This is a genomic window from Mesorhizobium sp. WSM4887, from assembly GCF_029625865.1.
In the GTDB taxonomy this organism is placed as follows: Bacteria; Pseudomonadota; Alphaproteobacteria; order Rhizobiales; family Rhizobiaceae; genus Mesorhizobium.
This window is the reverse complement of record NZ_JARTVP010000002.1, coordinates 170,062-194,374: the sequence shown is the minus strand read 5'-3', so window position 1 is coordinate 194,374 and position 24,313 is coordinate 170,062. Positions and strand designations below refer to the sequence as shown.

Here is a 24,313-nt window from a genome sequence, read left to right as displayed (position 1 = left end):
CAGCGCGCTTGAGCCGCAGCCGGCTCAAGCAATCTCTTCGAGTTGAGTCATCCCGCTGTTGCGGATGGTCATTGCGTTGCCACGCCATTCGACGGCTCCGCCAAGCCAGCCGCGCGCCCAGATGGCGGGAAGCATCACGTCGCGCACGATCATCGCGGTGACGCTGCGCGGCGACAGATACCAGCCCTTGGACCAGGCGAGCATGCATTCGGGCACATAGGCCATCGCCAGCACGCAGAGCGCGGTCGCGGGCAGGCTGACACCGGCGCTTGCCGCCGCGATCAGCGCCAGAAGCAGCGGCGCGACCACACCGGTCAGGATTTCGGGCGCGAAGAACAATGGGAAGGTGACGCGGCGCAGCCGCGCCCAGCGCGCCTGGCGCGACCAGATTTCGGCGAGCGTGCGCTGGCCGAGCGGCTGCTCGAAGGGCGCGGCCACGAGATTGACCCGAAGGCCAAGGCTGTTGACCAGCTTGGTCGCCGCCGCGTCCTCGGCGATTTCGGCGGCCAACGCCTGGATGCCGCCATTTGCATCCAGCATCGGCTTGTTCCACAGCATGCTCTTGCCCTGGGCGAAGCCAAGGCCGAGCGCTTCGCCGGCATATTGCCAGCGCGCCTGCAGCGTGTTGAGGAAGACGCATTCGACTTCGGCCCAGAAACCGTCCGGCCGCGAGCCGATCGGCGTCGAGCAGACGAGGCCGGTGTCCGGTCCCCAGGCCGCCATCAGATGCTGGACATAGTCCTTGGGCATCAGCACGTTGGAATCGGCGAGGATCACCCAGTCGTGCCGCGCCGCCTGCCAGCCCTTGATGCAGTTGTTGAGCTTGGGATTGGCGCTGATCCTGTCATCGCCGACGAGGAGCCGCGCCGGAACATTCGGAAATCGCGCGATGGCGGCGTTGATCAGCTTGACCACGGGATCTTCGGCGTGCGCGACGCAGAAGATCATTTCGTAGCGCGGCCAATCGAGCGAGAAGGCGCGGTCGAGCGTCTCCTGCGTGAACGGCTCCACGCCGCGCGACGGCACGACGATCGAGACAGGCGGCTGTTTGCTGGAAGGCGGAGGAATGACCCGCCTGGGCTTCAGCCGCGACGACGCGAGCAGGATGCTGGCAAGGTTGGAAAAAAGAAGGGCCGAGGAGGCAAAGGCGGCTGCGAGGGTCAGTTCCATCGAGATCTGGTCACTCCGGAAAGGCCGCCCGAGGCCGTTTCATCACTCGACAAAGCGCCCGAGTCGCCCGCACGGTTTGTGCACACCAACATTGTCATGTGTCACTTAAATGACATTGTTTGTCGGCACTTGCGGTGGAAAAGCCGGCAGGCTGGCGACGCTGCGGAGGTAGAACCGCGAAGCGCGCTAAAATGTTCCCTGCGGCACCGGAGTGGCTCATGTATCGCGCCGTGACGCGCAACATCGAAGTGCAGGTCAGGCCGTTCTATCTCGAGGACCGTTCCGATCCGTCCGAGAACCGTTATGTATGGGGCTACCAGGTGACGATCGACAACCGGTCGGACGAGTTCGTGCAGCTTCTGTCGCGCTACTGGCACATCACCGACGGGCGTGGCCGAGTCGAAGAGGTGCGCGGCGAGGGCGTGGTCGGCGACCAGCCGGAGCTCAACCCCGGCGACAGCTATCAGTACACGTCGGGATGCCCGCTCTCGACGCCATCCGGCATCATGGTCGGCCACTACACGATGCGCAACGGCCGCGGCGAAACGTTCGACGTCGCCATTCCGGCTTTCTCGCTCGATATGCCGGGGACGAAGAGGACGGTGAATTAAAGAACTCGAGTTCCCCGCCTCCGCAAAGCGGGGGCGAGGAACCGGAGCTTTCTCACTCCGCCGCAAACTCCGCCGGATCGAAGTCGTACTGCGTCGAGCAGAACTCGCAGGCGACATGGATGCCGCCGTCCTCGGTCGAGTCCTTGATCTCCTCGGCCGAAAAGCCTTCGAGAATGCCTCGGATTTTGTCGCGCGAGCAGGAGCACTGGTCGGCAACCGGCACACCGCGGAAGACGCGCACGCCGTGCTCGTGGAACAGCCGGTAGAGCAGCCGCTCGGCGCCCACCGTCGGATCGATGAGCTCGGTCGGCTCAATGGTGCCGAGCAGCGCCAAGAGTTCCCGCCAGGAATTGTCGGCCGGTTCGTGCGCCACGTCTCGCGGATCGCCATCCCCGCCCGAAATGTCGGGCACGCGCATGCGTTCGGGCGCCTGCGGCAGGAACTGCGCCAGGATACCGCCGGCGCGCCATTGCTCGCGGGCCCCGCCCGGGCCCGGGGTCACCAGCTTCGCAACCGACATCCTCAGATCGGTCGGGATCTGCTCCGACTGGCGGAAATAGGTGCGCGCGGCTTCTTCCAGCGATGTGCCGTCGAGTTGGACGATGCCCTGATAGCGCTGCGTGTGCGCGCCCTGATCGATGGTCAGGGCCAGGACGCCGGTGCCGAGCAGCTTCTCCTGCGAGATCTCGCCCGAGGCAATCAGCGCCTGCAGCCGGTCGGCGTCGAAGCGCGCATAGGCGCGCAACGAATGCGGCGTGGTAAAGTCCGCCACCAGCATGTCGACCGGTCCGTCCGTGCGGGTTTGCAGGATGAACTTGCCCTCGAATTTCAGCGACGTGCCGAGCAGCACGGTGAGCACGCAGGCCTCCGCCAGCAGGCGCGCGACCGGCTCGGGATAATCGTGGCGGCTGAGAATGGCGTCGAGCATCGGCCCGAGCTGCACCGTGCGGCCGCGCACATCCAGGGGCGCTACTTCGTAAGGCACGACATGGTCGTCGCCTGCGAAGCCGAATTCGCCGAGTTTGGGTTGATGCTCAGCCAAGGAAAGCGTTTCCAGCATGACAAAACTCCGGGGCGCATCCATCCCGCTTTCCAGGCGGCATGGGTCGAAGCGCGTTCGATTTCAGTGATGGCCCGCAAATAGGCATCACACATCCCGGGATCAAGTTGGCGCGGATCAAGTCGACCCCGGTCAAGCGCCCAGGCACCAGGCCAGCACCGCCTTCTGGGCGTGCAGCCGGTTCTCGGCCTCGTCGAAGACCACCGAATGCGGTCCGTCGATCACCTCGTCGGTGACCTCCTCGCCGCGATGCGCAGGCAGGCAGTGCATGAAAAGCGCGTCGGACTTCGCCCTCGCCATCAGCGCGGCGTTGACCTGGTAGGGCAGGAAGACGTTATGGCCGCGGGCGCGATGCTCCTGGCCCATCGACACCCAGCTGTCGGTGACGACGCAATCGGCCTGGTCGACGGCCTCTTCGGCCGAGCCGGCAAACCTCACCTTGCCGCCATTGGCCTTCGCCCAGTCGACATATTTCTCGAACGGCTCGCTGCCCTCCGGCACGGCGACATTGAGGTTGAAGCGGAACCGCGCCGAGGCTTCTAGAAGCGAGTGCAGCACATTGTTGCCGTCACCTGTCCAGGCGAAGGTCTTGCCGGCCACCGGACCGCGATGCTCCTCATAGGTCATGATGTCGGCCATCAGCTGGCAGGGATGGGTATCGTCGGTCAGCCCATTGATCACCGGCACGGTCGCGTTTTCGGTGAGTTCCAGCAACCGGTCATGCGAGGTGGTGCGGATCATGATGGCATCGACATAGCGCGACAGCACCTTGGCGGTGTCGGCGATGGTTTCAGAACGGCCGAGCTGCATCTCGGTGCCGGTCAGCATGATGGTCTCGCCGCCGAGTTGGCGCATGCCGACGTCGAAGGAAACGCGCGTGCGCGTCGAAGGCTTGTCGAAGATCATCGCCAGCACCTTGCCCTCGAGCGGCTTCGAACGCTCGCCGGCCTTGAGCCTGGTCTTTCGCGCCATCGCATCGTCCAGCATGACGCGCAGATCGCCTGCGGAAACGGCGGACAGGTCGGTGAAGTGACGAACGCTCATCGGCAGATTCCAGAACTACTTCGCGGCTTCGGCCGTAATCGCGTCGGTCAGGCCCTTGGCGCCCGACCGAATGCGTTTCAGCGCCTCCCCGATCTCCTCGTCGGTGACGGTGAGCGGCGGCAAAAGCCGGATGACGTTGTCGCCCGCCGGCACCGCAAGCAAGTGCTGGTCGCGCAGCGCCATGTTAACCTTGGCGTTGGGCATGGCGCATTTCAGCCCTAGCATCAGCCCGCTTCCCCGGATGCCTTCGATGACCTCGGGAAATTCGTCGGCGACCGCCGCCAGTCCTTGCTTCAGCAACAATGCCTTGCGCTGAACGTCCTCGAGGAAGCCGTCGGCCAGCACGACGTCGAGCACGGCATTGCCCACCGCCATCGCCAGCGGATTGCCGCCGAAAGTGGTGCCGTGCACGCCGGCCGTCATGCCGGCCGCCGCTTCGTCGGTCGCGAGGCAGGCACCCATCGGAAACCCGCCGCCGATGCCCTTGGCGATCGCCATCAGGTCAGGCGTGACGCCCGCCCACTCATGCGCGAACAGCTTGCCGGTGCGCCCGATGCCGCACTGGACCTCGTCGAAGATCAGAAGCAGGCCGTGCCGGTCACAGAGCTGCCGAAGCCGCTTCAACGACTGCGTCGGCACCGGGCGGATGCCGCCCTCGCCCTGCACCGGTTCGATCAGGATAGCCGCGGTTTCCGGTGTGATCGCCTTCTCGGCGGCATCGATATCGTCGAACGCGACCTGGTCGAAGCCCTCGACCTTCGGACCGAAACCCTCGAGATATTTGTACTGACCGCCGGCGGCGATCGTCGCCAGCGTGCGGCCGTGGAAGGCGCCCTCGAAAGTGATGATGCGGAAACGCTCCGGATGGCCTTTGACGAACTGATAGCGCCTTGCCGACTTGATGGCGCATTCCAGCGCCTCGGCGCCCGAATTGGTGAAGAACACCTTGTCGGCGAAGGTTGCATCGACCAGCCTTTCGCCCAGCCGGCGCTGCTCCGGGATCTCGTAGAGATTGGAGACGTGCCACAGCTTGGCCGCCTGCCCGGTGAGCGCCGCGACCAGATGCGGATGGCTGTGGCCCAGCGAGTTCACGGCGATGCCGCCGGCGAAGTCGAGATATCGCTCGCCCTTGTCGGTGACCAGCCAGGTCCCCTCCCCGCGGTCGAAGGCCAGGGGTACGCGAGCAAAAGTCTCGTAAAGCGCCGAACCGCTCATTATATGCGTCTCCGGAACCGGAAATCAAAAAAGCCGCCAATGCGGCGGCCTTTGCGGCTTATCATGTTTTTCGGCCATGAAGTCAACGAAAAGGTCGCGCAGAAGCGCGCGGCAAGGCTCCAGCGCCACGCCGGCCCATCAGCGGTTGGGCAAGTTGGGGAAAACCGTAAAAACCGAATCGGTGTTGCCCTGGGGACTCTTGTCACCGAGTCAGCGCATAAGGTAATTGTAGTCGAGAAATAACTAGATTTCGTGCGGCGGATCTAATCACCCGGTACATGTGGTGTCGTTTGCCCGGCGGGAGCCGGCTCGGGAAAGGATTCTGGCCGCCGCACGCCTCAGCAGGAGCGCGGTCTCATGAACTGGACTGACGAGCGGGTCGAACTTCTCAGGAAATTGTGGTCGGAGGGTCTCAGCGCCAGCCAGATCGCCGCGCAGCTCGGCGGTGTGAGCCGCAATGCCGTCATCGGCAAGGTGCATCGCCTGAAACTGTCGGGCCGCGGCCGCGCGACCGCGGCGCCGGCACGGCAGAAGAAGGCCACGCAGGGCGCCTCTATGCAGAAGTCCGTGGCTCGTGCCGCCAGCGCTGCCCGTCATGTGACGGCCTCCATCGGCGCCACCGCTCTGCAGGTGCAGTTCGAGGCGGAGCCGGTGGCGCGCCACTATATCCGCCCGGTCGAGAACGTTGTCGTGCCAATCTCGCGCAACCTGCAGCTCGTCGAGCTGACCGAGCGCACCTGCAAGTGGCCCAACGGCGATCCGCTGTCGGAAGACTTCAGCTTCTGCGGCAACGACGCTGGCGAAACCGGGCCGTACTGCAAATACCATGCAAGGGTGGCGTTCCAGCCGGCGGCTGAGCGGCGGCGGAGTCGGTGAATAGCGAATAGCGAATAGCGAATAGCGAATAGCGAATAGCGAATAGCGAATAGCGAATAGCGAATAGGAATAACATCGGCAGTCCGGCACAAGCTTCTTTATCGCTATTGGCTACTCCCTATTCGCTATTTCACAGCCATCCATTCTTCCTGAACCGCCAATACAGGAACGCGCAGATCAGCGCGATGGCGGCCAGGACTGTCGGGTAGCCGTATTCCATCTTCAGTTCAGGCATGTCGTCGAATTCATGCCGTAAATGCCGGCGAAGGCCGTCGGCACCGCCAGGATGGCCGCCCATGAGGCCAGCTTCTTGGAGATGGCCGTTTCCTGGCTCTGTCCGACCAGAAGGCTTGCCTCGAAGGCGAAGGCGAGCACCTCGCGCAGGCTGTCGATCTTTTCCTGCACGGTGCGGATGTGGTCCGTCACGTCACGGAACAGCGGATGCATGGCGGCATGGATCTGCGGCAGTTCGGCGCTGGTCAGCCGGCGGCAGACCTCGACCAGCGGCAGCGCCGCGTTGCGCAGCCTGAGCAGATCGCGGCGCAGCATGTAGAGCCGCTCGATGTCGCCACCGCTCATCGGCTTCAGCAGCACCTTGTCCTCGATCTGCTCGACCTCGTCCTCGATCTGCTCGAGCACAGGCATGTAGTTGTCGACAATGAAGTCGAGAATGGCATAGAGGACGAAATCCTCGCCCTTGGCGAGCGAGGACGGGCAGCTTTCCCAGTGCTGGCGCACCGCGGCGTAGGAGGTCGACGGGCCATGCCTGACGCTAACGATATAGCCGGTGCCGACGAAGAGATGCGTCTCGCCGAAGGTGACGCGGCCATCGATCAGTTGCGCTGTGCGGGCGACGATGAACAAGGCATCGCCATACTGTTCGATTTTCGGCCGCTGATGCGGATGTTCGGCGTCTTCGATCGCCAGATCATGCAGGTGGAACTGCGCCTGCACCCTAAGCAGCAGGTTGCGGTCCGGCTCGAGCAGGCCGATCCAGACGACGTGGCCGGGCTTTGCCGCCCATATGCCGGCCTCTTCGATCGTAATGTCGGCGACGCGCTTGCCGGCGGAATAGACGCTGGACGCAACAATGCCGGATGTCGGCTGCAGGGCCGGGGTCAAGTTTCGAACTTGTTCCATCGCAAACCTCCCGAGCCGGCGACTGACAAAATTGCCGCACCTGGAGGAGCTTAGCCTAAATTAGAAGGCCGTTCGAGTGGCCGCCCTCCACTTGGCCGATCTTGGGTCGCCGATACCGCGTCACCCGGCCGATACGTGGCCAGGCAACACCACCTGGTCGGTCTTGTCGCCCTTCGGCCGCTCGGCTGGCATCTGGTCGCCGGTGACGATGTAATAGATGGTTTCGGCGATGTTGGTGGCGTGGTCGCCGATCCGCTCGATGTTCTTGGCGCAGAACAGCAAGTGGGTGCAGGGGGTGATGTTGCGCGGATCTTCCATCATATAGGTCAGAAGTTCACGGAACAGCGAAGTGTACATGGCGTCGATCTGGTCGTCGCGGTCGCGCACGAAGCCGATCTTCTCGACCGAGCGCGAGGCATAGACGTCGAGCACTTCCTTAAGCTGCGTCAACGCCAGATCGGCTAGCGCCTTGAGGCCGCGGAAGAGGCTGCTCGGCTGGCGGCCGTCAATGACCGCCGCGACGCGCTTGGCGACGTTCTTGCCGAGATCGCCGACGCGCTCGATGTCGGCCGAGATGCGGATGGCGCCGACGATCTCGCGCAGGTCCGTCGCCATCGGCTGGCGCCTGGCGATGATGACGATCGCCTTGTCGTCGATCTCGCGCTGTCCCTCGTCGAGAACGAGATCGTCCTGGATGACTTTCTGTGCCAAACCCGGATCGGCGTTCACGAGGGCCGCGATAGCCTGCTCGACCATGCGCTCGGCATGCCCGCCCATGGCGGCGATGCGCTTCGACAGGAATTTCAGTTCTTCGTCATAGGCACTGACAATGTGGACGGACTGCATCGATATGCCTTCTCGGTTTCTGCCCGCTGGTGCGTTCCCTCAATCTGCCGCTGATACGCGAGCCGGATGACAGAAAAAAGAAAATGCCGGTTGCCAACCAATATGGAATCACTCAGCCGGCAAATGAACCGTGAACGCCGCGCCCTTGCCGACTTCCGACTTAATCGACAGCCTTGCGTTATGACGTGTCAATATATGCTTGACGATCGAAAGGCCAAGGCCGGTGCCTTTCTGAGTCCGGCTGTTTTCCACGTCGACGCGGTAGAAGCGCTCCGTGATGCGGGGGATGTGTTCCTCGGCAATGCCTGGACCATAGTCCCTTATGGTCACGTCGATGCCTGGGTCGTGGCCGTCCTCGGCGTGTGCGATCGACACGGTGACACGCCCGCCCGACTGGCCGTATTTGCAGGCATTCTCCAGCAGGTTCTCGAAAACCTGGAAGAGCTCGTCGCGGTCGCCTGGCACGGAAATCGGCCCATCGATGAAGTCGCGCTCGATGGCGATGCCGTTCTCGTTGGCCAGCGGCGCGAGCGAGTCGATGACGCTGTCGATGGTCTGTCGAAGGTCGACTTCGGTTCCCGGCCGCAGATAGGGTTTCATCTCCAGCCGCGACAGCGACAACAGGTCGTCGATCAGGCGCGCCATGCGGCCCGTCTGGTTCTGCATGATCTGCAGGAACTGGTCGCGCGCCGCCACGTCGTTGCGGGCAGGCCCGCGCAACGTCTCGATGAAGCCGGCGATCGAGGCGAGCGGAGTGCGCAGCTCATGGCTGGCATTGGCGATGAAGTCGGCGCGCATGCGGTCGATGCGGCGCGCCTCGCTCTGATCCTTGAACACCAGCACGTAGAGATCGGTGCCATGGCCGACCGAGGACGCGCTCACCCGGTATGTGCGCTCGACCGGCAGCTTTTCCGTGTAGTCGACGACATCGGACGCCATAGTTCCCGGGACGATCCCGTCAAGCAAAGCCTGCATTTCCGGAGCGCGGAATTTGAGCGATAGCGACATGCCGGGCGCCAGCCCACCGAAGGCGGCGAAGGCGGCGGCGTTGGCGTGGACGATAGTGGCGGTCCGGTCGAAGATGATCAGCGGATCGGCAACGGCGGCGGCCAGATATTCGCCGGACAGCCGCTGCAGCCCGCCGACTTCGACGGCGGCAGTCCCGCCGGCTGACTGGCGCTCGGCGGCGGTCGGCAGCATTGCGGCCGCGACCAGCAACGCGAGGGCCAGCAGAGGCACAAAGATCGAAAGGCCGCCGAAACCATAGACGCCGAGGACCGCGACCAGGGCCGCGGCCAGCAACCAGCGGCTGCGCCGCAGCCGGGCTATGGCTGCCCGCGCTGCGCCTTTCTGGTCTGCGCCCTTATCGACCATGCGCTGCCTCGTATCTCACGTCGGTGAAAGGTCAGCCGACTGGACCTGCGCATGACCCCCAAAAATCGGAATCGATTTTCTAGAGTGTTCATGCGCAAAATCAAAGTGCTACCGCGCGTCCGGTCGGACGCAACGCCTCAGAGGCTCCCATAGCACGAGTCCGCAAGCTGAAAAGGTTCGTCCCGATGAAAAAAGCCGAGGGAAATGCCGACGCGGCGCCTGCCGCAGGACCGATCAAGATGAGGATAGGCGGTAAGGAACGCGAGTTCGACATCGACAACCCGGTGCTGCCGGACTGGATCGAGGACACCAAGCTGACCGCCGGCGGCTATCCCTACGACAAGAAGATGAAGGGTGAAGAGTACGACGAGGAACTCGAGCGGCTGCAGATCGAATTGGTCAAGGCGCAGGCCTGGCTGCAGGCGACCGGCAAACGGGTGTTGGCGCTGTTCGAGGGGCGCGACGCGGCTGGCAAGGGCGGCACGATCTTCGTGCTGCGGCAGTACATGAACCCGCGCACGGCGCGCAACGTGGCGCTGACCAAGCCGACGCCGACGGAGCATGGCCAGTGGTACTATCAGCGCTATGTCGACCATTTCCCGACCTCCGGCGAGTTCGTCACCTTCGACCGCTCCTGGTACAACCGCGCCGGCGTCGAGCCGGTCATGGGATTCTGCACCCCGGACCAGCACGAGACATTCCTCGACGAGACGCCGCATTTCGAGCGCATGATCTGCAACGAGGGTATCCACTTCTTCAAATTCTGGCTGAACATCGGTCGCGAGACGCAGCTTGAACGGTTCCATGATCGCCGCTGGTCGCCATTGAAGAACTGGAAATTCTCGCCGATCGACGTCGCCGGCATCAGCAAATGGGACGATTACACCAAGGCGCGCGACCTGATGTTCGAGCGCACTCACAAGGAGTTCGCACCCTGGATCATCGTGCGCGCCAACGACAAGCGCCGTGCGCGGCTTGCGGTAATCCAGCGTATCCTTCTGTCCTTGCCTTATGACGGCCGCGACCTCGACGCCGTCGGCAAGCCCGACAAGAAGATCATCGGGGAAGGCCCGTCGTTCCTGGAGAAATAGCTTGCACCGTGCCCGTGGCCGGCGGCCAACATTACAGCGCCGCGCACCTTCGCGGGTACGCGGCGCTGAGACTTTCCACCAAGGTGTCACGCCGCGAGGCGGGCGATCCGCTGCAAACGTTTCAGCGTGGCGTCGTCCTGCAGCGCTTGCTGGAACAGCGATATCTCATGGTCGATGCGGTCGCACAGAACGTCCGTATCCCCCTTGAGCAGGCCGCGGGTCTGCAACAGCGCGGCAACCGGCTTCTTGGCAAGCTGCCTTGCCCGCGCCAAGGCCATTTCCTCGGCGCTGCCTTCCACGATCTCGCCGACAAGGCCGAGCGCCTTGGCGTCGTCGACGCCCAGCGTGTCGCCCAGGCAAAAGAAGCGGAAGGCGCCGGCATAGCCGAGCTTCTGGGGTGCCAGGATGCTGGTCGCCGCGTCCGGTACCAGGCCGAAATCGACGAACGGCACCCTGAACGTGCTGCCCCTGGAGGCGATCACCATGTCGCAGTGGAACAAGATGGTGCAGCCGACGCCGACGGCGTCCCCGTCCACGCAGGCAAGGACCGGCTTGGGAAAGGTCGCAAGCCTGCGAAACATATCGGTGACGGCGGCAATCAGCTGCTGGTGCTTGGCGGCGTCGAGGAACTCCGAGAAATCGCCGCCGAGGCAAAAGCAGCCGGCGAGGCCGCGCAGCACGACCACGCGAATCTCGTCGTTGACGGCGGCCTCGTGGAAGGTCCTGGCGAGGCTCGCATAGGCGTGCCTGTCCAGCACCGGCCGGCCGTCATGCGAGGACACGGTGACGACCAGCGTGTGGCCGCGCAGCTCAGGTTCGGGGTGGAAGCTCATGACAACCTCCTCACGAAGCCTGTCTGAGGCCGAGCTGGCCGGGATAGCCTCTCATCAGCACCGGCGGGAAGTGGTTGCGGCGCTGGCGCACCACCTCCAGCGTATGCTCGGAAAAGGTGAGCAGCGTCGCCACCACCTGCTGGTTGCCATAGGTGCGCTGGTAACCGAGCGGCGTTGCCAGGAAGTGCAGCTGCAGCGCGCGCAGCACCCACATCGGTTCGAACTCGATGATGACCTGGTTGACGTTGCGCTTGAGGCCCCATTCGACGAAACCGGCGATCAGCTCGGTGCCGACCGTCGAGACGCCGCGCTTGCCATCACGGAAGCCCGGCGCCACCGCATAGCGGGTCAGCTCCCAGACTCGCGGCCCCGAGGGCGGCGTCCCCTCATAGAGGTCCGTCAGCACATCGGTCAGTAGATGCGGCCGCGTCGTCGGCAGCATGCGCTGATAGCCGGCTAGCTCGCCGTTGCGGATGACGAGGTGATGCTCGGCCTCGTCATGATCGAATTGGTCGATCTCGAGGCCGTCCGGGCGGTCGAGATCGGTCCAGCCCATCTCCTCGACGAAGATCTTGTAGCGCAGGCGGTGAACCGCTTCCCACAGATCGGGGCGCTCCATCAATTCCTGAGTTGTGAGGGAAAAAAGCATTAGCCGTCTCCTGGGCTTGAGAGGAAGATACGGCCGGGCTCTCCGGAAAATATTACGCGATCGCGTAGGCAAGAATTTTTAGGTCGGCACCGACCGACCCCGCCAATATAGCCGCGCCTAACTGCCTCCGCGACCGCCTGCACGCGGATGGCGACGCCCAGTTTGCTTTGGCGTTAAGAAAGTATTAGCCCTCTCTTAAGACAAGGACACCGCTCGCCCTTGCTTAAAATATTACGCGAATGCGCATGGGACCGTTTCTGGGCCAGCACGGCCGATTTAGCTAATATAGCCACGCCTGATCGCCTCGGCGACTGCCTGCACACGGTTAGCGGCGCCCAGTTTGCTCTTCGCGTTGAGAAGGTGTTTCTCGGAGGTATGCTCCGAAATGCCGAGAATCTGCGAAATTTCCCACTCGGACTTTCCGACAGCTGCCCATTGCAGGCATTCGCGCTCACGCGGTGTGAGTTCGATGTGGTCGACGACCTTGCCGGCCATCGTGTGAAGCTGCATGGCGCGGCCGATGGCGTAGGTGGACACCAGCGAGACCATTCCGAATTCGACGTCCGACAGTTCAACGGACTCGCCACCCAGCGAGACCATGACGATCTGGCCGTCGAGCGTGACCAGCGGGAAGGCGAGGCCGTCGCGCAGCTTGAACTCGCGGGCGTCGCCCATGACCTCGTCGCTGCTCTTGTCGATGACGATGGCCTGGGAAGCCTCCCGCCACTGGAACGGGGCCTGCAATTGCTTCATGTGGCTGACGACCGGATCATGGTCGACATAGTTGCGCGCCACATAGCGCTCCAGCCACTCGCCCGGCCAGTCGCAGAGCAGCACATGGTCCTTCTGCTGGCCGCGCGGCGTGCCGGGTTGCGGGACCGTTCCGGCCATCAGCGCCGTCAGCCCGAAACTCGAGGTGACGCCGAGCAGCCGCTCGCACACTGCCGCAGCAGTGTTGGCGTGCTGTAATTGGTCGATGTATTCCAGAGTTCTATCGAACATGCTCATCGCAACATCTACCCCATGTTGCTTCTGCTTTTCGTACCGATCGTAGATGCCCGAACCACCCTTCGCCATCAACCCCGGACCACAAGTTTCTTCGCGACACCTGCCCCTGTTGCGGGCGCGCGCTGAAACTTGCAAACGCACTAAACCATACGCCGAATTCGCCCGTTTGAAATCAAAAACAATTGTGCCTGCACTGTTTTCGTACGAAAAGCCAAGGACATGATTGGGCGGAGCGTTATCGTGCCATTCCGATGGATATTTCTGGCCCTCCTGTCGGCGCTGATCGGAGCGTTGCCATTTGCCGACGCGACTCGCGCGGCGGAGCCGCAGGTTCCGGTGCTGTGGGATGCCAAGGAGCGGCTGCCGAAGCCCGATCTTTCGGCGTTGCCGAGGCTGAGATTCCTCACCACCACCGATTTTCCGCCTTTCAACTTCCTCGACGGCTCCGGCCGGCTGTCGGGTTTCCACATCGACCTGGCGCGGGCGATCTGCGCCGAACTCGGCATCGTCGAGAAATGCCAGATCCAGGCGCTGCCCTGGAACGATCTCGACGACGCGCTGCGGAAAGGCGAAGGCGAGGCGATCATCGCCGGCATCGCGGCGACGCCGGAAAGCCGCGAGAAATACGCCTTCTCGCGTTCCTATCTGCAGTTCCCGGCGCGCTTCATCATGCCGAAGGCCAAGGCGTTTACCGAGCCGATCCTCGACAAGCTGCGCAGCAAGCGCGTGGGCGTCATCGCCGGCTCGGCGCATGAGAAGATGCTGCGCGACTATTTCAGCACGGTGCAGGTCGTGCCCTTCGACAAGGCCGAGGACCTCTACGCGGACCTCAAGGCCGGCAGGATCGACGCCGCCTTCGGCGACGGCATGCGCTTCGCCTTCTGGCTCGGCGGCTCGGAAGCCGCCGGCTGCTGCCGCTTCGCCGGCGGCCCTTATCTGGCGCCCGAATATCTGGGCTCGGGCATGGCGATCGCCACCAGGGCGGGCGACCCGGCGCTGGCCGCCGCCTTCGACTACGCGTTGCAGGAAATCTCGATCAAGGGAACCTTCGCCGAGTTCTACCTGCGCTATTTTCCGGTGAGCTTTTTCTAAGTCAGTGTGCGCAGGCGGGCCTTCGCCGCACGGGCGATCGCCGCCACGGTGAGCGTGTCGAGATCGAGCTTCCGTCGGATGAGCTGCAGCACCCTCAACTCCTCCATGCGCATTTCGAGATCGACTGCCGCGACCTCGAAAGCGGCGGCATAGGCGGTGTCACGCAACCGCTCCGGCAGCGCATCGGCGACGCGCGCGAGGACGCCTTCCAGCCCGTCCTTGTCGTGCAGAGCCTGCTGGCACGCTTGAGCCACGCCGACCAGGCTGTCGCTGTTGAAATCGACAAACACGGGCCAAGAACGGACGACGTCCCCGATCCGCGCCAGTTCGACATCGGTCATGTCGCGGTCGGATGCCGAAGTGATGACCATGAGATAGATCAGGGCTTCGTGCGGCGTCAAAGGCATTCAAAACTCCTTGATGGTGAGGCTTCAACGTAGGATTGGCAGTGAGGCGCCGCAAGGAAAAGCGCCGCAAATCGTTGACGCTCCGGCCCGTCGCGCCTAGAGACCGGGTGAAAATCTTTACGCGCCCAAGCCGACACATCTGGCCGGCAGATTACCTGGAAAGTGACATGACGGGATCAAACATCATCGATCTCAATGCCGAGATGCTTGCGGCCGCCGCCGAAAGCAAGGCATGGCCGTTCGAAGAAGCCAAGAAGATCATTGCCCGCTACAAGAACAGGGACTTTCCCGATACCGTCCTGTTCGAGACCGGCTACGGCCCGTCCGGCCTGCCGCATATCGGCACCTTCGGCGAGGTGGCGCGCACCACGATGGTGAGGCACGCCTTCCGCGTGCTGACGCAGGACACGGTCAAGACCAAGCTGTTGTGCTTCTCCGACGATATGGACGGCATGCGCAAGATTCCCGACAACGTGCCCGATCGCGCGGCGCTCGAGCCCTACCTGCACAAGCCGCTCACATCGGTGCCCAATCCGTTCGGCGGCGGCTATGCGAGCTTTGCCGACCACAACAACGCGATGCTCTGCCGCTTCCTCGACACGTTCGGCTTCGACTATGAGTTCGCCAGCGCGACCGAATACTACAAGTCCGGGCGCTTCGACGAAGTACTGCTGCGCGCCGCCGAGCGCTATGACGAGATCATGGCGGTGATGCTGCCGACGCTCGGCGAAGAGCGCCAGGCGACCTACAGCCCATTCCTGCCGATCTCGCCGAAAAGCGGCCGCGTGCTCTACGTGCCGATGAAGCATGTCGACGCCAAGGCCGGCACCATCACCTTCGACGACGAAGGCAGCGAGACCACGCTGCCGGTCACCGGCGGCCATGTGAAGCTGCAGTGGAAGCCGGATTTCGGCATGCGCTGGGCAGCGCTCGGCGTCGATTTCGAAATGTTCGGCAAGGACCACCAGACCAACGCGGCAATCTACGACCGCATCTGCAACATCCTCGGCGGCCGCGCGCCGGAGCATTTCGTCTACGAACTATTCCTCGACGAGAACGGCCAGAAGATCTCGAAGTCGAAGGGCAATGGGCTCACCATCGACGAATGGCTGACCTATGCGCCCACCGAGAGCCTCGGCCTCTACATGTACCAGCGGCCGCGGCAGGCCAAGAAGCTTTATTTCGACGTTATCCCGAAGGCGGTCGACGAATATTACGCCTTCCTGTCCGCCTATCCGCGCCAGGAGTGGAAGGAGCGGCTCGGCAACCCGGTCTGGCACATGCATGACGGCAATCCGCCGGCCATCGACCTGCCGGTCCCCTTCGCGCTGCTGCTCAATCTGGTCAGCGCCTCCAACGCGCATGACAAGGCGGTGCTGTGGGGTTTCATCTCGCGCCATGCGTCCGGGGTGACGCCGCAGACGCACCCCGAGCTCGACCGGCTGACCGGGTATGCCATCCGCTATTTCGACGACTTCGTGAAGCCGACCAAGGTCTATCGCGCCGCCGACGAGGTGGAGCGCGAGGCGCTGGCGAAGCTTTCGGAAGCGCTCGGCGAGCTGCCGCAGAGCGCGGACGGCGAGGCGATCCAGAACGCGGCGCTCAACGTCGCGCGGCGGATCGAGCGCTATCAGGACCATTCCAAGCAGAGCCCGGAAGGCGGACCCGGCGTGTCGGTCGCCTTCTTCCAGATGATCTATCAGGTGCTGATCGGACAGGAACGGGGGCCGCGTTTCGGCTCTTTCGCGGCGCTCTACGGCATTACGGAGACGCGCGCGCTCATTGAGCGGGCTCTGGCTGGTCAGCTGGCTGCGTAACGTCGCCATCTTCCGCCGGCAGGATGGAACTCGGCGCGGCGGGCGCCGGGCCGGTGGCGGCCGGCAATGCCGGCAGGCCGCCGAGATTCGGAGCGGCGCCGAAAATGCCTTTCCTCGCCGCGCGCGCCTTGTCGCCCGCCTCGACATAGGGGCCGCCTGGCGCCGCGCGGGCCCAGCCGTTTTCCACCAGCCACAGACCGACATCCTTGTTGCCGACCCAGCACTTGACCGCGATGGCCTTCTGCCCGTCTTGCGGCGGCACTGAGCAGACCAGGGTCCGGCCACGCAGGAAAGCGCGGAATGCCGTCCTGGCGCGAACCCCGCAGTCCCATGACTTGCCTTCGTCGCTGCAGGTCTCGTCCTCTTTGACGATGTCGATGCCCGACACGGCGATGGAATAATCCTTGGCCTTGATCAGGCCGGCGGCGGTGGCGACGGGCTGGAGCAACTTGGTGCCCTCCTCGCCATCCGGCAGTTTCGTTTTCCGCGGCCTGGGCGGACCGGCCAGCGCCAGATCGCTGAGCGGCGCGCGCGGCTCGACCCGTTCCAGTTCCTCGGCAGGCACTTCGGGTGGCGCCACCACGTCGGGATCGATCGCCCGCGAATGCGCCACCGGCTTCGGCGGCTGCGGCGCGGCAGGCGCCAGAATGGCGGACGTCGCCGGTTCCGCAGTTATCGATTCCCGAGGCGCCACATCGGCGTCTTGCCCCGGAAGTGCACTGGCCGGATCGATCTGATCGACCGCGACGACGCTTTCGCTGCCCTTCAGCGAGTGGCCTCCGGCGACGACCAGCGCCGCCATTGCCGGAACCGCCACAAGCGCCAGGGCAAGATGGAGGACCCGCACCAGCCCGGACCTACTGGCTTGCCCAGACGATCCGCGCCACCCACTCGACCTCGCTCATCGGGATATCGCGGTCCGGGTGAGCGGGGTTGAGCGAGACCAGCACAACCGACTTCGCGGTCTGCCGGTCGAGCACCTTGGCCATCACCTCGCCGGCGGTGGTCTTGACGACGACGCGGTCGCCCTTGCGCGTCGGCGCGCCCGGCTCGACGATCAGCACGTCGCCATTGCGGTAGAGCGGCAGCATGGAATCGCCCTGGACCTTCAGCGCATAGGAGGTTTCCGCCGCCCGCGCCGGAAGCTCGACCAGATCCCAGCCCTGCCCTGAGGGATAGCCGGCATCGTCGAAGAAACCGCCGGCACCGGCCTGGGCGAAGCCAAGCAGCGGCACGGCCATACGCGGCGGCGGCGCGGCGGAGGCACCGTGACCCTCAACCAGCACGGTGAATTCTTCCAGCGAGGCGCCGGTGGCCTCGATGATCTTGGCCAGCGATTCGGTCGAAGGCCAGCGCGGCCGGCCGTCGGAGGACAGGCGCTTGGATTTGTTGAAGGCGGTCGAATCGAGGCCCGCGCGGCGGGCGAGACCAGAGGCCGAGAGCGAATAGCGTTCGGCAAGAGCATCGATTGCGGCCCAGACGCGATCGTGTGAGAGCAAGTCCGCTCTCCTTCGAAAAACAGGAAAAAATGCCTCACTGCTGTCTAACGCGCGACCATTCAATTGTCCACCGGCGCGAACAGCGGATTGCAGAGAAAGTCGCCGCTTCCGCAAGATTGACGGGCTCGATCCTGAGCCGGGCGCCGGCACCGACATGTCGCCGCGTGCGCGATGCATCGTTCGACCCCGGCCGAAACGTCTCGGTGCGCAAGCTTGGTAGGGTACGGTTCTCGAATTGCGAAGGACTGCTCATGTTGCCGAACCACCAATGCATCGCCCCATCCGTTCTGTATTTTGGGACGCCTGTCGTCCTGATGGTTACCCGAAACCATGACGGCACCGCCAACATTACACCCATGTCGTCCGCGTGGGCCTTGGGTTCATGCGTGGTCCTCGGCTTGAGTTCGGCGACCCAGGGCGCCATCAATCTTCTGCAGGATGGCGAATGCACCCTCAATTTTCCCGCGGCCAGCCTCTGGGCGAATGTCGAACGGATCGCGCGCACCACGGGTGCGAATCCAGTTCCACCCCATAAGGCCGAATTGGGGTTCGTTCATGACGCCGACAAGTTCGCTTTAGGCGGCTTTGCGATCCAGCCCAGCGAATTGATCCTGACGCCGCGCATCGCAGAATGTCCCCTGCAGTTCGAAACACGCCTGCTGACCTGCCATCGCAGCGCGAAGCAGCAAGGCGCATCCTCGACGCACCTCATCATGGAGGTAGACGTGCAGCGAGTACATGCGCACAGCAGCATCGTCTTGCCGGGAACGAACCACATCGACACTGCGCGATGGAATCCGCTGTTCTATGTGTTCCGGCACTATTTTGGCGACGCGGTCGATCTGGGCAAAACCTTCCGGGCCGAACATTGAACGCTTGCTCGATCAGGCCCGCTTGGCCTCTTCGCGCAGGTTCCGGTGCGAGATCATGAGTGCCCGCTCGGGCTCGGTCGGCGGGCGCGGTTCCGCCGAATGGCCGAGCGCCGCGACGACCTCCTCAATTTCGAGAAAGCGGCCACCGCGCCGGTCATAGACGCCGCCGGTGGTCAGGATCAGCGCCGCCGTCTCCCCATTGTCGAGGACGAAGCGGTGCTTGCCGATCACCGAAGTGCCTTCCCAGGTCTCGATCGACGACACCACCTCGAAGCGGCGCCACAGCCTGATCTCGCGCACATAGGCCGATTGCAGCCCGCCGATCATCGGCGCCCAGCCGTTGCGTCGCGCGAGCGCGACAAGACCGATGCGAAGAAAGACATCGATGCGGCCAAGATCGGCCAGCATCATGTAACGGGCATTGTTGAGATGGCTGTTGAAATCGATGTCGGTCGGCAGGCAGCGAAAGGCCAGCCGGCTCTGATCGCCGATTTTATAAGGGCCACGGCTACGCGCCGTGGCCATCATGCGCGCGAGGCGCCGTCAGGCAGCCTTCTTGACCTCGCCCTTCTGGTAAGGGTCGAAGCGCTGGTAGAAAGTCTCGCCCTTCTCGGCCATGTCGAGCAAAAGCTTGGGCGTCTTGAACTCGGCCCCGTATTTCTTCTGCAGGCCCTTGGCGATCTTGACGAAACGCTTGGCGCCGATGCCGTCGATGTAGGAGAGCGCGCCGCCGGTGAACGGCGCGAAGCCGAAGGCGAGGATCGAGCCGACGTCCGCCTCGCGCGGATCGGTGACGATGCCCTCCTCCATGACGCGCACCGCCTCCAGGGCGATGGTGACCAGCAGGCGCTCTTTGAGCTCCTCGTAGTCGACCTTCTCGGGCTTCAGCTGCGGATAGAGATCCTTGAGACCCGGCCACAGCTTCTTCTTCGCCGGCTTGGCAGGATAGTCGTAGAAGCCCTTGCCGTTCTTGCGGCCGAAGCGGCCATGCGTGTCGACCATGGTGTTGATCAGCGCCATCTGCTTCGGGTCGACGGCTTTCTCGCCTAGATCCTTGATGGTCTGCTTCATGATCTTCTGGGCAAGGTCGATCGCCGTCTCGTCGGTCAGCGCCAGTGGGCCGACCGGCATGCCGGCGGCCTTGGCGGCGTTCTCGATCATCGCCGCAGGGACGCCTTCGATAAGCATCTTGTAGGCTTCCGACATATAGCGCAGCACGCAGCGATTGACGTAGAAGCCGCGCGTGTCGTTAACGACGATCGGCGTCTTCTTGATGGCGCGTACGAAGTCGATCGCGACCGCGAGCGCCTTGTCGCCGGTCTTCTTGCCGAGGATGATCTCGACCAGCATCATCTTGTCGACGGGCGAGAAGAAGTGGATGCCGATGAAGTTTTTCGGCCGCGCCGAGTTCTTCGCCAGCGAGGTGATCGGAATGGTGGAAGTGTTCGAGGCAAAGATCGCCGAGGACTTCAGCGCCGCTTCCGCTTTCTCGGTGGCGAGCTTCTTCACGCCTGAATCCTCGAACACCGCCTCGACGACAAGGTCGCAGCCGGCAAGATCGGCATAGTCGGCCGTCGGCGTGATCAGCGACAGCAACCTGTCTTTCTCTTCGGGCTTGGCGCGGCTCTTCTTCACCTGGTCCGAAATCAGGCTGTCGGAATGCGCCTTGCCCTTCTCGGCCGACTCCATGTCGCGGTCGAGCAGCACGACCGGAATGCCGGCCCTGGCCGTGACATAGGCAATGCCGGCGCCCATGAAGCCGGCGCCGAGTATGCCGATCTTCTTGAACTTGCTGTCCGGCACGCCGGTCGGGCGGCGCGCGCCCTTGTTCAGTTCCTGCAGCGACACGAAAAGCGAGCGGATCATCGCCGCCGCTTCCTTGGTCTGCATGATCTCGGTGAAGTAGCGCTGCTCGATCCGGAGCCCGGTGTCGAAGGGCACCAGCAGGCCCTCATAGACGCATTTCAGGATCGCGGCGGCCGCCGGATAGTTGCCAAAGGTCTCGCGGCGCAGGATGGCGATGGCCGGCGGCCAGAGATTGGCGCCGGCCGCCGAATAGATCGGACCGCCGGGCAGCTTGAAACCCTTTTCGTCCCATGGCGCCACCGGCTTCAGGCCGTTTTTGATCATCGCCTTGGCGGTCTCGACAAGCTTCTTCGGCTCGGCGATCTCGTGGATCAGGCCCATCGACTTCGCCTTTTGCGGCGTCAGATTCTGGCCGCTGGTCAGCATCTGCAGCGCCTGCTGCTGATCGGTCAGCCGCGGCACGCGCTGGGTGCCGCCGGCGCCCGGGAAGATGCCGATCTTCACCTCGGGAAGCGCCATCTTCACCTTGTCGGAATCGGCCGCGACGCGGCCGTGGCAGGCGAGCGACATCTCGAAGGCGCCGCCCATGCAGGTGCCGTTGATCGCCGACACCCACGGCTTGCCGCAGGTCTCGATCTTGCGGAACAGACCGGTCATGTAACCGGCATTGTCGAACAGCGCCTTGGTCGCCTTTTCGAGGTCCTTTTCCTTTTCGACGGCGAAGGTGGCGAGCATCTTCTGCAGCATGGTGATGTCGGCACCGCCGGAGAAGCTGTCCTTGCCGGAGGTGATGACCGCGCCTTTGATGGCGGCGTCGCCCGCCACACGATCGACGATGGCGTTGAGCTCGCGCATCGCCTCTTCGGTGAAGACGTTCATCGAGCGGCCCGGCATGTCCCAGGTGACCAGCGCGATCCCATCGGCGTCCATGTCGAGGGTGAAATTGGTGTAGCTCATCTTTTCTCTCCCCGTCAGACGCGTTCGATGATGGTGGCAGTGCCCATGCCGGCGCCGATGCAGAGCGTGACCAGCGCGGTGTTCAGGTCCCGGCGCTCCAGCTCGTCCAGCACCGTGCCGAAGATCATCGCGCCGGTGGCGCCGAGCGGATGGCCCATGGCGATCGCGCCGCCATTGACGTTGATCTGGTCATGCGGGATGTCGAAGGCCTGCATGTAGCGCAGCACAACGGAAGCGAAGGCCTCGTTGAGCTCGAACAGGTCGATGTCCGACAGCTTCATCTTGGCACGCTTCAAGAGCTTTTCGGTGACGTCGACCGGGCCGGTCAGCATCAGCACCGGCTCGGAACCGATATTGGCGAACGAGCGGATGCGCGCGCGGGGCTTCAAGCCCATGGCGTTGCCGGCCTTCTTGGAGCCGAGCAGTACAGCAGCGGCGCCGTCGACGATGCCGGATGAGTTGCCGGCATGGTGGACGTGGTTCACTTCCTCGACTTCCGGATGCTTCTGCACGGCCACCGCATCGAAGCCGCCCATCTCGCCCGGCATGACGAAGGACGGATTGAGCGAGGCGAGCGACTGCATGTCGGTCGAAGGCCGCATGTGCTCGTCACGGTCGAGTATGGTGAGGCCGTTCTGGTCCTTGATCGGGACCACCGAATTCTTGAAGCGGCCGTCCTCCCACGCCTTGGCGGCGCGCTTCTGGCTCTCGACGGCGTAAGCGTCGACGTCGTCGCGGCTGAACCCGTATTTCGTCGCGATCAGGTCGGCCGAGATGCCCTGCGGCACGAACCAGCCGGGAAGGCCGACGGAGGGGTCCATGAACCAGGCGCCGCCGGACATGCCCATGCCGACACGCGACATGGATTCTACGCCCCCGGCAATGACGATCTCGTCCGCGCCTTGCGCGATCTTGGCGGCGCCGAAATTGATGGCATCGAGTCCGGAAGCGCAGAAGCGCGATATCTGCATGCCGGGCGCCTTGGTGTCGTAGCCGGCCTCGAAGGCGGCGGCGCGCGGAATGACCGAGCCCGCTTCGCCGACCGGATCGACGCAGCCGAAGATGATGTCGTCGACCGTGCCGGTGTCGAGCGCGTTGCGGTCACGCAGCGCCTCAAGCGTCTTTGCCGCGAGCCGCACCGCCGGCACCTCGTGCAGCGAGCCATCCTTCTTGCCTCTGCCGCGCGGCGTGCGCACGGCGTCATAGACGTAAGCTTCGGCCATTTTCGTGCTCCTTGGATTTGCCGGTCGCTGCGCTCAGAGAGAGCGCCCGATCAGCAATTTCATGATCTCGTTGGTGCCGCCGTAGATGCGCTGGACGCGGGCGTCGCGGAACATGCGGGCGATCGGATATTCGTTCATGTAGCCATAGCCGCCATGCAGTTGAAGGCATTCGTCGACGACTTTGCCCTGCAGGTCGGACAGCCAGTATTTGGCCATAGAGGCGGTGACCGGGTCGAGGCCGCCGTCGATGTGGCGGGCGACGCAGTCGTTGTAGAAGACGCGGCCGATCGTGGCCTCGGTCTTCAGCTCGGCCAGCTTGAACTGGGTGTTCTGGAAATCGATGATCGCCTTGCCGAAGGCCTTGCGCTCCTTGACGTAGTCGATGGTCAGCGCCAGCGCCCGCTCGATCATGGCGATCGCGCCGGTGCCGATCTGCAGCCGCTCCTGCGGCAATTGCTGCATCAGCTGGACGAAGCCCTTGCCTTCCTCATGGCCGAGCAGGTTGGAGGTCGGCACGCGCACGTCGTTGAAGAACAGCTCGGAGGTGTCGTTGGCCTTGAGCCCTATTTTGTCGAGGTTGCGACCGCGTTCGAAGCCCTCGACCTCGTCGGTCTCGACGACGATCAGCGAGGTGCCCTTGGCGCCCTTGTCCGGATCGGTCTTGGTGACGACGATGATCAGGTTGGCAAGCTGGCCGTTGGTGATGAAGGTCTTGGAGCCGTTGATCTTGTAGTGATTGCCGTCCTTCTCGGCACGGGTCTTGACGCCCTGAAGGTCGGAGCCGGCGCCGGGCTCGGTCATGGCGATGGCGCCGATCAGCTCCCCGGTCGCCATTTTCGGCAGCCATTTTTCTTTCTGCTCCTCGGAGCCGTAATGCAGGATGTACGGCGCGACGATCGAGTTGTGCAGGCCGATGCCGAAGCCGTCGACCCCGACGTGGCCGATAGCCTCGATGATGGCGCTCTCATGCGCGAAGGTGCCGCCGGAGCCGCCATATTTCTCCGGCATAGAGGCGCAGAGCAGGCCGGCGGCGCCCGCCTTCAGCCAGCTCTCGCGGTCGAAAATCTCGTTCTTCTCGAACTCTTCGTAGCGCGGCGCGATCTCCTCCGACATGAAGCGGCTCGCCATCTCGTAGAGCATGCCGACTTCGTCCGCCGCCCAGGCGGGCTTCGGCAGGCCAAGAACTTCGGCTGGATTTGTCATGCTGTTTCCTCCACTGCGCCGGCGTCCCCCTCCCCCTTGAGGGGAGGGTGGCCGCGAAGCGGCCGGGAGGGGTCGCCGATGAGGTGCTCGGCCTTGTCCTTAACAAACTGCGCCACATGCCATGCACTGTTAATGACATCAGGCTCATCAATCCTGACAACGACATACCCGAGTGACGGCAAACAGGCGTCGCGGTTCACATCATGACGTCTGCCAGCTTCGGTTTCGTGCAGGTCGCCGTCGACCTCGACGATCAGTTTGACCTTCGGGCAGACGAAATCGACAATGTACGGGCCGATCGGCGATTGCCGCCTGAACTTCAGGCCATCAGCCGTCAGCTCGCGCAATTCGTACCACAGCAGGGACTCGGCCTTCGCCGTGTGCAGACGAAGCGAGCACGCTTTCTGTCGCATCTCGAAACTGACCCGCGTGCGGGGCATTGTGTTAGTCCTTCTCCCAGGGTGCGTCGCCAGAATTGGCGTCGAGTTCGTCGCGGGCGACCCCTCCCGGCCCTTCGGGC

At 63.7% G+C, this 24,313-nt stretch carries 23 protein-coding genes and 1 pseudogene; 6 read left to right on the top strand and 18 right to left on the bottom strand.

Going from position 1 to position 24,313, the window contains the following annotated elements:
- Nucleotides 1–24: 24 nt before the first annotated feature.
- Nucleotides 25–1,170, bottom strand: a complete 1,146-nt coding sequence (locus tag P9230_RS09155; RefSeq protein ID WP_278118551.1) for a ceramide glucosyltransferase — start codon at nt 1,168–1,170, stop codon at nt 25–27.
- Nucleotides 1,171–1,388: 218 nt separating this feature from the next.
- Between P9230_RS09155 and apaG the strand changes: the two genes are divergently transcribed.
- Nucleotides 1,389–1,781 carry a Co2+/Mg2+ efflux protein ApaG gene (gene apaG, locus P9230_RS09150; RefSeq protein ID WP_066996767.1) on the top strand — a complete coding sequence of 131 codons (393 nt, stop codon included), beginning with the start codon at nt 1,389–1,391 and terminating at the stop codon, nt 1,779–1,781.
- Nucleotides 1,782–1,833: 52 nt separating this feature from the next.
- Here apaG and P9230_RS09145 read toward each other — a convergent pair whose 3' ends face one another.
- The 3 genes from P9230_RS09145 to P9230_RS09135 form a co-directional block, all read right to left on the bottom strand.
- Nucleotides 1,834–2,865: an Hsp33 family molecular chaperone gene (locus P9230_RS09145; RefSeq protein WP_127247677.1), complete on the bottom strand. Its 1,032-nt coding sequence runs from the start codon at nt 2,863–2,865 to the stop codon at nt 1,834–1,836.
- Nucleotides 2,866–2,973: 108 nt separating this feature from the next.
- The gene (gene argF / locus P9230_RS09140; RefSeq protein WP_095799366.1) at nt 2,974–3,885 is read right to left on the bottom strand and encodes an ornithine carbamoyltransferase; all 912 of its coding nucleotides are present in this window, start codon (nt 3,883–3,885) and stop codon (nt 2,974–2,976) included.
- Nucleotides 3,886–3,900: 15 nt separating this feature from the next.
- Nucleotides 3,901–5,100 carry an aspartate aminotransferase family protein gene (locus P9230_RS09135; RefSeq protein WP_278118549.1) on the bottom strand — a complete coding sequence of 400 codons (1,200 nt, stop codon included), beginning with the start codon at nt 5,098–5,100 and terminating at the stop codon, nt 3,901–3,903.
- A gap of 357 nt (nt 5,101–5,457) precedes the next feature.
- Here P9230_RS09135 and P9230_RS09130 point away from each other — a divergent pair, with 357 nt between their 5' ends.
- Nucleotides 5,458–5,976 carry a GcrA family cell cycle regulator gene (locus tag P9230_RS09130; RefSeq protein WP_066996757.1) on the top strand — a complete coding sequence of 173 codons (519 nt, stop codon included), beginning with the start codon at nt 5,458–5,460 and terminating at the stop codon, nt 5,974–5,976.
- Nucleotides 5,977–6,106: 130 nt separating this feature from the next.
- On the opposite strand, the pseudogene P9230_RS09125 reads toward P9230_RS09130, so the two are convergent.
- The 3 genes and pseudogenes from P9230_RS09125 to P9230_RS09115 form a co-directional block, all read right to left on the bottom strand.
- Nucleotides 6,107–7,116: pseudogene (locus tag P9230_RS09125) on the bottom strand (magnesium and cobalt transport protein CorA).
- A gap of 120 nt (nt 7,117–7,236) precedes the next feature.
- Complete coding sequence (gene phoU / locus P9230_RS09120) at nt 7,237–7,962, bottom strand: phosphate signaling complex protein PhoU (RefSeq protein WP_278118547.1); 726 nt, start codon at nt 7,960–7,962, stop codon at nt 7,237–7,239.
- 108 nt (nt 7,963–8,070) lie between these two features.
- Entirely contained in the window at nt 8,071–9,336 is a 1,266-nt protein-coding gene (locus P9230_RS09115) for an ATP-binding protein (RefSeq protein WP_278118545.1), read from the bottom strand.
- 185 nt (nt 9,337–9,521) lie between these two features.
- Between P9230_RS09115 and ppk2 the strand changes: the two genes are divergently transcribed.
- On the top strand, nt 9,522–10,427 hold the full coding sequence (ppk2, locus tag P9230_RS09110; RefSeq protein ID WP_278118543.1) for a polyphosphate kinase 2: 906 nt from the start codon (nt 9,522–9,524) through the stop codon (nt 10,425–10,427).
- Between the two features lie 86 nt (nt 10,428–10,513).
- On the opposite strand, the gene P9230_RS09105 is transcribed toward ppk2, so the two are convergent.
- From P9230_RS09105 to P9230_RS09095, 3 genes are all read right to left on the bottom strand, one after another.
- Nucleotides 10,514–11,260 (bottom strand): enoyl-CoA hydratase-related protein, encoded by a 747-nt coding sequence (locus tag P9230_RS09105; RefSeq protein WP_095829196.1) that lies wholly within the window; start codon nt 11,258–11,260, stop codon nt 10,514–10,516.
- A gap of 10 nt (nt 11,261–11,270) precedes the next feature.
- Nucleotides 11,271–11,909, bottom strand: a complete 639-nt coding sequence (locus P9230_RS09100) for an acyl-homoserine-lactone synthase (protein WP_066996739.1) — start codon at nt 11,907–11,909, stop codon at nt 11,271–11,273.
- A 276-nt stretch (nt 11,910–12,185) separates the two neighbouring features.
- On the bottom strand, nt 12,186–12,917 hold the full coding sequence (locus P9230_RS09095; RefSeq protein WP_066996863.1) for a LuxR family transcriptional regulator: 732 nt from the start codon (nt 12,915–12,917) through the stop codon (nt 12,186–12,188).
- 219 nt (nt 12,918–13,136) lie between these two features.
- Between P9230_RS09095 and P9230_RS09090 the strand changes: the two genes are divergently transcribed.
- Entirely contained in the window at nt 13,137–14,009 is an 873-nt protein-coding gene (locus P9230_RS09090) for a transporter substrate-binding domain-containing protein (protein WP_095826064.1), read from the top strand.
- On the opposite strand, the gene P9230_RS09085 is transcribed toward P9230_RS09090, so the two are convergent.
- The gene (locus P9230_RS09085; RefSeq protein WP_095826065.1) at nt 14,006–14,416 is read right to left on the bottom strand and encodes a tellurite resistance TerB family protein; all 411 of its coding nucleotides are present in this window, start codon (nt 14,414–14,416) and stop codon (nt 14,006–14,008) included. The two genes, P9230_RS09090 and P9230_RS09085, sit on opposite strands and share 4 nt — an antisense overlap.
- A 167-nt stretch (nt 14,417–14,583) precedes the next feature.
- Between P9230_RS09085 and P9230_RS09080 the strand changes: the two genes are divergently transcribed.
- Nucleotides 14,584–16,233, top strand: a complete 1,650-nt coding sequence (locus P9230_RS09080; RefSeq protein WP_095826066.1) for a lysine--tRNA ligase — start codon at nt 14,584–14,586, stop codon at nt 16,231–16,233.
- On the opposite strand, the gene P9230_RS09075 is transcribed toward P9230_RS09080, so the two are convergent.
- Both P9230_RS09075 and P9230_RS09070 read right to left on the bottom strand, forming a co-directional pair.
- Nucleotides 16,196–17,080, bottom strand: coding sequence for a thermonuclease family protein (locus P9230_RS09075; RefSeq protein WP_245307476.1), 885 nt, complete (start codon nt 17,078–17,080; stop codon nt 16,196–16,198). The genes P9230_RS09080 and P9230_RS09075 overlap by 38 nt on opposite strands.
- A gap of 10 nt (nt 17,081–17,090) precedes the next feature.
- Nucleotides 17,091–17,732, bottom strand: coding sequence for a helix-turn-helix transcriptional regulator (locus tag P9230_RS09070; protein ID WP_067322695.1), 642 nt, complete (start codon nt 17,730–17,732; stop codon nt 17,091–17,093).
- A gap of 251 nt (nt 17,733–17,983) precedes the next feature.
- On the opposite strand from P9230_RS09070, the gene P9230_RS09065 reads away from it, so the two are divergent.
- Nucleotides 17,984–18,604 carry a flavin reductase gene (locus tag P9230_RS09065; RefSeq protein ID WP_128203186.1) on the top strand — a complete coding sequence of 207 codons (621 nt, stop codon included), beginning with the start codon at nt 17,984–17,986 and terminating at the stop codon, nt 18,602–18,604.
- Between the two features lie 12 nt (nt 18,605–18,616).
- On the opposite strand, the gene P9230_RS09060 is transcribed toward P9230_RS09065, so the two are convergent.
- The 5 genes from P9230_RS09060 to P9230_RS09040 are packed head-to-tail and all read right to left on the bottom strand — an operon-like array spanning nt 18,617 to nt 24,233.
- The gene (locus tag P9230_RS09060; protein ID WP_278118537.1) at nt 18,617–19,132 is read right to left on the bottom strand and encodes a thioesterase family protein; all 516 of its coding nucleotides are present in this window, start codon (nt 19,130–19,132) and stop codon (nt 18,617–18,619) included.
- Nucleotides 19,133–19,147: 15 nt separating this feature from the next.
- Nucleotides 19,148–21,367 carry a 3-hydroxyacyl-CoA dehydrogenase NAD-binding domain-containing protein gene (locus tag P9230_RS09055; protein ID WP_278118535.1) on the bottom strand — a complete coding sequence of 740 codons (2,220 nt, stop codon included), beginning with the start codon at nt 21,365–21,367 and terminating at the stop codon, nt 19,148–19,150.
- Between the two features lie 14 nt (nt 21,368–21,381).
- A complete protein-coding gene (locus P9230_RS09050; protein WP_278118533.1) occupies nt 21,382–22,590 on the bottom strand; it encodes an acetyl-CoA C-acetyltransferase in 1,209 nt (402 codons plus the stop codon).
- Between the two features lie 33 nt (nt 22,591–22,623).
- Complete coding sequence (locus P9230_RS09045) at nt 22,624–23,793, bottom strand: acyl-CoA dehydrogenase family protein (RefSeq protein ID WP_278118531.1); 1,170 nt, start codon at nt 23,791–23,793, stop codon at nt 22,624–22,626.
- A complete protein-coding gene (locus P9230_RS09040) occupies nt 23,790–24,233 on the bottom strand; it encodes an endonuclease domain-containing protein (protein ID WP_095826070.1) in 444 nt (147 codons plus the stop codon). The genes P9230_RS09045 and P9230_RS09040 overlap by 4 nt, the downstream gene beginning before the upstream one ends.
- Nucleotides 24,234–24,313: the final 80 nt, after the last annotated feature.